The organism is Wolbachia endosymbiont of Glossina morsitans morsitans (genome assembly GCF_000689175.1).
GTDB lineage: Bacteria > Pseudomonadota > Alphaproteobacteria > Rickettsiales > Anaplasmataceae > Wolbachia > Wolbachia pipientis.
Genome location: NZ_AWUH01000115.1, coordinates 1 through 3,426 on the forward strand (window position 1 = coordinate 1; position 3,426 = coordinate 3,426).

The 3,426-nt window shown below is 35.3% G+C and carries 3 protein-coding genes and 2 pseudogenes; 2 read left to right on the forward strand and 3 right to left on the reverse strand.

Translation table 11 applies throughout. The features are described 5' to 3' along the window. A pseudogene (locus tag WGMM_RS05725) lies at positions 1 to 720 on the forward strand (preprotein translocase subunit SecA); the annotation flags it as partial. 322 nt (positions 721 to 1,042) lie between these two features. Here the strand turns inward: WGMM_RS05725 and fsa are convergent. The 3 genes from fsa to WGMM_RS02795 are packed head-to-tail and all read right to left on the reverse strand — an operon-like array spanning position 1,043 to position 2,230. After that, positions 1,043 to 1,684: a fructose-6-phosphate aldolase gene (gene fsa, locus WGMM_RS02785; RefSeq protein ID WP_038249696.1), complete on the reverse strand. Its 642-nt coding sequence runs from the start codon at positions 1,682 to 1,684 to the stop codon at positions 1,043 to 1,045. 38 nt (positions 1,685 to 1,722) lie between these two features. Then, positions 1,723 to 2,064: a hypothetical protein gene (locus WGMM_RS02790; protein ID WP_038249700.1), complete on the reverse strand. Its 342-nt coding sequence runs from the start codon at positions 2,062 to 2,064 to the stop codon at positions 1,723 to 1,725. Then, the gene (locus WGMM_RS02795; RefSeq protein ID WP_038249703.1) at positions 2,045 to 2,230 is read right to left on the reverse strand and encodes a hypothetical protein; all 186 of its coding nucleotides are present in this window, start codon (positions 2,228 to 2,230) and stop codon (positions 2,045 to 2,047) included. Before WGMM_RS02795 ends, WGMM_RS02790 begins: the two co-directional genes overlap by 20 nt. A 139-nt stretch (positions 2,231 to 2,369) precedes the next feature. On the opposite strand from WGMM_RS02795, the pseudogene WGMM_RS07490 reads away from it, so the two are divergent. After that, positions 2,370 to 3,426 (forward strand): annotated as a pseudogene (locus tag WGMM_RS07490) (IS3 family transposase); the annotation flags it as partial.

The window sequence follows — 3,426 nt, forward strand, 5'->3', positions numbered from 1 at the left end:
GAAAGTTGAAGCTAGAAACTATGACGTGCGGAAATCTCTACTTAAGTTTGATGACGTAATCAATAACCAACGTAAAGTTATTTTTAAGCAGAGAAACAATATCTTAGGCAACGAAATTAATGATTTGTTTGAAGTGTATAGCGAAGTAAATGAGAGCGTAGTAGAAGGTATAATCCAAAGTGGCTATTATGAAGATTAGATTGAAGATATAGTCAAAGAATTCCATACAAGGTATGGAATAACGCTTGATAAAGAAGACTTGGCAAAGTTTTTGAATAAACAAGAAGCTTTGAATTATGTAAATGATAAGATACAAGAATTTTTTACTGAGAAAGAAAAATATTTCAACAGTCAGCACACTACAGATTTGTGGAATACGATCGTGAAGCAAATGATGATAATGACACTTGATCATTTATGGAGGGAACACCTTTCAGTTCTAGAGAGCCTAAGACAAAGCATAAGCTTACGTGCTATGGGGCAGAAAGATCCACTGAATGAATTTAAACGTGAAGCTTTCTTGATGTTTGAGTCGATGCTTGAAAAATGGAAGGAACTCACCATTCATCGCCTAGCGCACTTTAAGTTGGCAGACAACCAAGAGATAGGCAATAGGTTACATTCTGCTAGAAAGAGCAGACTTCCCAAAGCGTCAAGAAACGACAAATGCCCTTGCAACTCCGGAAACACTGCCATGGTGAGGTTACTGTGGTAAATTAGTAACTATGGTTGTACAGTCTCTTGCTCACTTATATTATTGTATCTAGCCTCTTTTAACTCGTTCGATAAATTTTGTGACTTAGGTTTACCTACAATTTGAAAAACAAACAAATTCGTCCTCCCGCTACTCATTAGCGCCGCGGCGGTATGATGTAGGGAAACCTTTCTTGGGTTAGCTATAAAGTTAAAATTCGACCAGGACAGCCGCAATCAAGTAGCAAACGCCATCATGTCTTTAGGAGAGCTTGCTAATGAAGGCTCTTGAGTTGACGCCATTGCCTGAACGGATATGCCAATTTTTATGTTCATTTGTAACCGTCTATTATTTTGCACCCCAGTCTTTTTCAAATATTGCTAGCCCTTGGTCAGTAACTGGGTGATCGATTAATTGTCTAAGTACTTTTGCTGGCACAGTAATTGACTCAGCACCAAGCCTTGCAGCTTCTATTACATGCGCTGGGCTTCTCACTGATGCAACAAGAACTTTAGTATCAAAACCGTAATTAGAATATATAGTACATATATCTTCTATTAGCGATAAGCCATCATAGCTTACATCATCAAGGCGACCAACAAAGGGGGAAATAAAACAAGCACCGACCTTAGCGGCAAGCAGTGCTTGTCCAGGAGAAAAACATAGCGTGATGTTAACAGGTATTTTATGCTCTGTCCATAACTTTTTACAAGAAATTAATCCTTCATGTATAAGAGGTAATTTGATCACAACATTATCAGCAATTTTTGCTAAATTCAGACCTTCTGTGATCATCTCTTCATGGCTATCTGCAACAACTTCAACACTAACAGGTCCTTTTATAATAGAGCATATTTCACGCACTAAATCCTCGTATTTATCTTTACGCCCGGACTTTGCTATTAAAGAAGGATTAGTTGTTATGCCGTCAATGAACTCCTTTAGTCCTTTAATTTCATTTAAATCAACGCTATCAAGAAAAATTTCCATATTAATCTCCTATAAAAAAATACCCTTGCAAAATCTTGTCATCCTACCGCTTGACTTACAACCGTATGAACTTCCTGCGTTGTAAACATCAAACGGCCGATAACACAACTGTACAAATATTGAGACGTAAGAGTAATTTGTACCAAGAAAAAGCTAGAAATAGCAGTGCCCAGACCCCTTAGACAATGTACCATCTTTTGATTTTGTCCATTCTGGGCGGGGTTTTCAAGTTCTTTGATCTTAAATACTACATCTACTTTATCAAGATCAATGTTGACTTCTTTTACTAATGTCCTAATAAGACTATGTTTGGCTTGCCAATCTAGGTCCGATTTAACACTAGAATAAAAGCCCTCTATGCTATTTGTAATAAGATTCATTTTCTGCCGTATTCCCTTTTACCTTTTTCTTCTCTCCTTTAATCTCTTTTAAACGTTCCTTAATTTTTTTTATTGCCTGCTTAAAGTCTTCCTTACTTATAGCTAGTGCATACTTTGTTGCCGTAAAAACTTCTGGTACCCAAACAATTGTAATAAGTATACACAATCTTTGTCAACTATTTTCGGCACTGGTATATAAATCCAATTCTCTTCATCTGTACTATAAATAGAGTGACCTTACCCAGAAAAAGTGGAGAGAAAGAAAAGAGTTTTTTTGGGTAAAATAAAATTTTGGAGGATTAGAAATGGTAAGAGAATATACAGCAGAATTCAAATTGGAAGCTGTTAAACTGGCAAATGAACAAAGAAAGGCAGGTCAAACAATTACAAAAACAGCAAAGGATTTAGGAATAAAGGGTGGTTTATTAGGAAAATGGATAAAGAAACACAACGAAAAAAAGTCGGCAGCAGATGCATTTCCAGGTAGAGGTAACATGGGGCTCCTTACGACAAAGAGAGGTTTGATGTACAAAGCAAGAGTATCAAGGGAAAGAGACATTTTAAAAAAAGCCCTGGCCAGTCAAAAAGAGTAAAATATTTTTTTATATAGTAACTGCTATAAAGTACAGGAATTATGTAGGATTTTCTGCTAGTGGCTACTATAAGTGGACCACAAGGAAAATAAGCAGTAGAGAATCAGCAAATAAAGAGTTATTAGCAGACATTCAAAAAATATATCATGTTTCTAAATGTAGATATGGAGCTCCTAAAATTCATGCTGAATTAAAGGCTTTGGGTAAAAGTTGCAACTTAAAAACAGTGCAAAGTATTATGCAGAAAAATGGTATTCAGGCTATATTGAGAAGAAAATTTAAAATTAAGAAACAACAAACGGACAGTAGCTCCCAATATATTAGACCAAAACTTTATTGTCGATCAACCAAATAAAGTATGGGATTACTTATATAAAAACCAAAGAAGGATGGCTATATTTGGCAACAATAATCGATCTATATTCACGTATGGTAGTTAATGAGCAGTTCAATAAATAAACAATTGGTTATGGACTCTTTATTAATGGCCGTTAACAAGCGTAAACCTGCCAAAAATCTACTATTACATAGTGATCAAGGTTCACAAATATACTTCGCAAGGTTATCAATATCTCTTAGCTGTAAAGAATATAGATGAGTAATAAAGGCTGTTGTTACGACAATTCTGTTGCAGAAAGCTTCTTTAACTCATTGAAAAGAGAAATACTTATTGATACTTCACAACACTCTGCTCAACAAACTAGAACTGCAATATTTGAATACATAGAAATTTTTTATAACAAACAACGCCACTATTATAGCCTTTCTT